Annotated in this window: 6 protein-coding genes and 1 pseudogene; 3 read left to right on the plus strand and 4 right to left on the minus strand. The window is 69.8% G+C overall.

The genetic code is table 11. From position 1 onward, the window contains the following. From AC01Y6_RS09560 to AC01Y6_RS09575, 4 genes are all read right to left on the minus strand, one after another. Positions 1-152, minus strand: a 152-nt coding sequence (locus AC01Y6_RS09560; RefSeq protein WP_476671295.1) for an ATP-binding cassette domain-containing protein, incomplete at its 3' end; no start/stop codon positions are given. Beyond that, the gene (locus AC01Y6_RS09565; protein WP_347241519.1) at positions 152-1114 is read right to left on the minus strand and encodes an amino acid ABC transporter permease; all 963 of its coding nucleotides are present in this window, start codon (positions 1112-1114) and stop codon (positions 152-154) included. The genes AC01Y6_RS09565 and AC01Y6_RS09560, both read right to left, overlap by 1 nt. Then, positions 1111-2217 carry an ABC transporter permease subunit gene (locus tag AC01Y6_RS09570; protein ID WP_476671291.1) on the minus strand — a complete coding sequence of 369 codons (1107 nt, stop codon included), beginning with the start codon at positions 2215-2217 and terminating at the stop codon, positions 1111-1113. The genes AC01Y6_RS09565 and AC01Y6_RS09570 overlap by 4 nt, the downstream gene beginning before the upstream one ends. A 4-nt stretch (positions 2218-2221) precedes the next feature. After that, entirely contained in the window at positions 2222-3247 is a 1026-nt protein-coding gene (locus tag AC01Y6_RS09575; protein ID WP_428720939.1) for an amino acid ABC transporter substrate-binding protein, read from the minus strand. Positions 3248-3426: 179 nt separating this feature from the next. On the opposite strand from AC01Y6_RS09575, the gene AC01Y6_RS09580 reads away from it, so the two are divergent. The 3 genes and pseudogenes from AC01Y6_RS09580 to AC01Y6_RS09590 form a co-directional block, all read left to right on the plus strand. Beyond that, positions 3427-3705, plus strand: coding sequence for an aquaporin (locus AC01Y6_RS09580; RefSeq protein WP_428715635.1), 279 nt, complete (start codon positions 3427-3429; stop codon positions 3703-3705). 210 nt (positions 3706-3915) lie between these two features. Further along, positions 3916-4032 carry an aquaporin gene (locus AC01Y6_RS09585; RefSeq protein WP_476671293.1) on the plus strand — a complete coding sequence of 39 codons (117 nt, stop codon included), beginning with the start codon at positions 3916-3918 and terminating at the stop codon, positions 4030-4032. Positions 4033-4162: 130 nt separating this feature from the next. Next, a pseudogene (locus tag AC01Y6_RS09590) lies at positions 4163-4426 on the plus strand (hypothetical protein); the annotation flags it as partial. Between the last annotated feature and the right edge of the window lie 203 nt (positions 4427-4629).

Below are 4629 nucleotides of genomic sequence, written 5' to 3' on the forward strand. Positions count from 1 at the left end.
TTGACCGTGCGGATGAGGGTGCTCTTTCCCGAGCCCGAGGGGCCGATGACGACGAGCTTCTCCCCCGGGGCCACCTCGAGGTGAATCCCCTTCAGGACGTGCAGGGGGCCGAACCACTTGTGCAGGTTGCGGATCCTTATGATGGGCTCCATCATCTCGCTCCGAGGCCGAGTCCGCGCTCTAAGAGGCGCCCTAGGTAGGAAAAACTCCCGCTCACCAGGAGGTAGACCAGGGCCAGGAAGAGGTAGACCTCCCGCTCCAGGCCCACGTTCTGGGGGTTGGCCAGCACCGCCCGGGCCACCCCCATGAGGTCCAGGAGGCCGATGAGGGCCACCAGGGAGGTGTCCTTGAAGAGGGCGATGTACTGGCCCACCAGGGCCGGGATCACCGCCCTTAGGGCCTGGGGCAGGACCACGTAGCGCACCGCCTGGAAGGGGCTCAGCCCCAGGCTGAAGGCCGCCTCCCACTGCCCCCGGGGCACGGCCTGGAGCCCTCCCCGCACGTTCTCCGCCAGGTAGGCGGCGGCGAAGAGGGTGAAGGCCACCAGGGCCCGCACCACCTGGGGCACGCGCAGGTCCTGGGGGAGGAAAAGGGGTACGGTGACGAAGGCCAGGAAGAGGAGGGAGACCAGGGGCACCCCCCGCACCCCCTCTATGAAGGCGATGGCGAGAAGGCGGAGAGCTGGAAGCCGGGCCTGGCGCCCGAAGGCCAGGGCCACCCCCAGGGGAAAGGCGAGGAGCATGGCGCTGGCCGAGAGGAGGAAGGAGAGGAGGAGGCCGCCCCAGAGGGTGGGGGGCCAGGGGAGAAGGAGGAGGCTTCCGAGGAGCCCCAAGAGGAGGAGAAGCCTGGGCCTCGGTACCGGGAGCGCCCGCAGGCCCCCGAGCCACCCGAGGAGGGCCAGGGCGAGGAAGCCCAGGAAGCCCGCCACCCGCGGGAGTTGCTTTGGCGGGAGCTGGCCCACGAAGAAGTAGGGGAGGTTTTCCCCCACCACGCGCCACTCCGCCCTAAAGGCCCAAAGGAGGAGGGCCTGGCCCAGCCAGCCCAGGAAGGCCAGGAGGAGGAGGGAGAGGAGGGCGTTGCCCGGGGTGCCGAAGAGGGCCTTGAGGAGCCTCATAGCCGCCACCTCAGGGCCACGCGGCGGTTGTAGGTGTTCACCGCCAGGCTGATGCCGAGGCTCAGGGAGAGGTACACCCCCATCACCAGGAGGATGGCCTCGAGGCTCCGGCCCGACTGGTTGGCCACGGTGCCGTACACGGAGAAGAGGTCCGGGTAGCCCACGGCCACCCCCAGGGAGGTGTTCTTGGCCAGGTTCAGGTACTGGTTGGCCAGGGGCGGGACGGCGATGCGCACCGCCTGGGGCAGGACGATGAGGCGGAAGGCGTCCCGGCCCTCGAGGCCCAGGGCGTAGGCCGCCTCCCACTGCCCCTTGGGCACCGCCAGGATGGCCCCGCGGAAGACCTCGGCGATGAAGGCCGCGGTGTAGACCACGAGGCCGAAGAGGAGGGCGGCGAACTCGGGGGAGAGGAGGACCCCTCCCCTGGCGCCGTAGGCCTCCTTCACGGGGGGGAGGAGGTAGAGGGGCGGGCCTCCCAAGACCCAGCCGAGGAGGAGGCCAAGGAGGAGGGCCCCCAGGGCCAGGGGAAGGCGCCGCCTGAGGAGGGCGAAGGCCAGGAGGCCAAGGGCGAGCCCCAGGGCCCCCTGGCCGAGGCCCACCTCGGGCAGGACGAGCCCCCGCTGGGAGAGGAGGGCCCCGCCGAAGGAGAGGGCCTTCTCCCAGGGCGGGAGCTTGAGAAGGATGGCGAAGTACCAGACGAAAAGCTGGAGGAGAAGGGGGGTGTTGCGGATGGCCTCCACGTACCCCGCGCCCAGGGCCCGGGCCAGGGGGTTTGCCGAGAGGCGGCCCGCGGCCACCAGGAGCCCGAGGAGGGTGGAAAGGACGAGGCCGAGGAGGGCCACCTTCAGGGTGTTGAGAAAGCCGGCCAGGAGGGCCTGGAGGTAGGTGTCCGAGGGGTAGAAGGGCCTCAGGCCCTCTCCGGGGGCGTAGGTGAGCCCCTCGCTCAGGCTGAAGCCCGCCTCCTCCCGCAGGAAGCCGAAGCTAAAGGGGATGCCCTGGGCGGCCATGCGGGCCCGGGCCTCGGCGAGGAGCGCGAGGAGGCCCCAGGCCACGAGACCCAGGACCAAGGCCTGCAGGAGGAGGTCGCGTAGCCTGGGGGCCATGGGCTTAGCGGAAGGGCGGGCTGTACATCAGGCCGCCGTACCGCTGGAGGGCGTTTAGGGTGCCCGTGCGGGGGATGTAGAAGGGGCTCTTGGGGCCGAAGAAGCGGTCGTAGATCTCCCCGTAGTTCCCCACGGCCCGGATCACCCGCACCACGAAGTCCCGGGGCAGGCCCAGGTCCTGGCCCAGGGTGCCCTCGAGGCCCAGGAAGCGCCGGATCTCGGGCACCTCACTCTTGAGGAACTGGTCCAGGTTCTTCTGGGTGATGCCGTACTCCTCCGCCTGGATGGTGGCGTAGACGATCCAGCTCAGGGCATCGCGCCAGCGGGAGTCGTTCTCCCGCACAAAGCCTGCCAGAGGCTCTTTGGAAATGGCCTCCTTCAGGATGACGAGCTCTTCGGGCTTGGGGGCGGTGGCCCGGTAGCCCACGAGCTGGGACTTGTCGGCGGTGAAGGCGTCGCACCGGCCCTGGAGGAAGGCGTTCATCACCTTGGCCCCGTCCTCAAAGGTGAGCACCTTGGCGTTCCGCCACTTCTGGGCCCGGATGTAGTCGGTGATGTTCTTCTCGTTGGTGGTGCCCTGGGTGGTGCAGAAGGTGGCGTCCTGGAGCTCCCGGAGGCTGTTCGCCCGCCCCTTCTTCACCATCACCCCCTGGCCGTCGTAGAAGGTGACGGGCAGGAAGTCCACGCCCAAGGCGCCGTCCCGGTTGGCGGTGACGGTGGTGTTGCGGAAGGCCACGTCCACCTCCCCGTTCTGCACCGCCTGGAAGCGGACCCTGGCGTCCAAGGGCACGTAGTCCACCTTGTCCGGGTCCCCGAAGAGGGCCGCGGACACGGCGCGGCAGAACTCCACGTCAAAGCCCGTGTACTTCCCCGTCTTCTGGTCCAGGAAGCCGAAGCCGGGGAGGACGGCGTTCACCCCGCAGACCAGGCGGCCCCTGGCCTTCACCACGTCCAGCCGGGACTGCTGGGCGAGCGCTCCCGTGAGTCCCAAAGCGACAAAGACCACCCCGAGCAGAGCCTTGCGATTCATAGACCCTCCTTTTTCGGGGGCGATTTTATAGGCCTCCTCGTGGGGTGTCAACGGCGAGGGGCGATCCTTTTCCCTGGCGCCCCTTTGCGCTTTCGTGCCTCCAGGCAGGGGCCCACCTGAACAGGAAGGTCGGCCTGGGGTAGCCTGGTTGTGGCAAGGCGCCTATCTGGAGGTGGTGTATGGAGCGCGGCAAACCGCTGGCGGAGGCCCTGGGAACCCTGACCCTCCTCCTGGTGGGGACGAGCGCGGCGGCCGCCGCGAAGGACGGGGTAGCGGTGGCCCTGGCCCACGGGCTCGCCATCACCCTGATGGTGGTGGCCCTGGGCCACGTTTCCGGGGGCCACTTCAACCCGGCCGTGAGCTTCGCCTTCTTCCTGCGGGGCGGGCGAAATGGCGGCCTACTGGGGGGCCCAGCTCCTCGGGGGGCTTGTGGGGGCGGGGCTCGCCTCTCTCCTTAGCCTCGAGGCCCCGGCCCTGGGCACGCCCAAAGCCGCCTCCAGTGGGGCCTTTCTCGCCGAGGTCCTGGGGACCTTCCTCCTGGTGCTCGTCATCCTCGTGGCGGTGCACCAGAGGCTCGCCTGGGGGGGCTTCGCCATCGGCCTCGCCGTGACCTGGCCGCCCTGGCCTTCGGCGCCCTTTCCGGGGCCTCCATCAACCCGGCGCGCTGGTTGGCCCCGGCCCTCCTCTCGGGCCGCCTCGAGGAGGCCTGGATCTACCTCCTGGCTCCTCTAGTGGGCGGGGCGCTGGCGGCTTGGGTCCACGGGCTCCTCCTTAGGGCGCGGTAGGCGGTCTCCTGGATGCTCTCCGCCTGGCTTTTGCCCTCCCGCCGCGCGGCTTCTTAGGGCTCGGTGAAGCTCTGGGGGCAAGGTATTGGGTGCCGTTAGCCCACGGCCCCAACGCGTCTAAAATGGCCCCGTGGCCCTGGACCTTCCGGGGAACCCCCTGGCCCCCGCCCTCCGCCTCCTGGAGGAGGGGAGGGACCAGGAGGCTCTGGCCCTTCTCCTCCTTCCCCAGGAGGGCCCTTGGGAGGCGGAGCGCCTCGCCCTTCTCGGCTTCGTGGAGGCGAGGCGGGGGAACCTAGAGGCCTACCGCACCCTGGCCCTAGAGGCCGCCCAGAGGGCACAGACCCCCCTTACCCTGGAGGCCCTCCGCCTGGAGCTGGAGGAGGCCCTAAGGCGGGCGGCCCTGGCCCGAACGCCCTCTTCCTCCTGGCCGAGCGCCTGGGGGAGGACCTCGAGGCCTGGGAAGCCCTCCTGGAGCTCCTTCCCCCGGAAGACCCCTGCCTTCCCATCGCCAGGCCCGGGCGGAAAGGCTCAGGAGGGAATGGGGCTTCTAGAGCCCAGGTCCTGGGGGCGGGTTTAGTCCTGGGGAAAGACTCCAGT

This window comes from Thermus sp. (genome assembly GCF_056332225.1).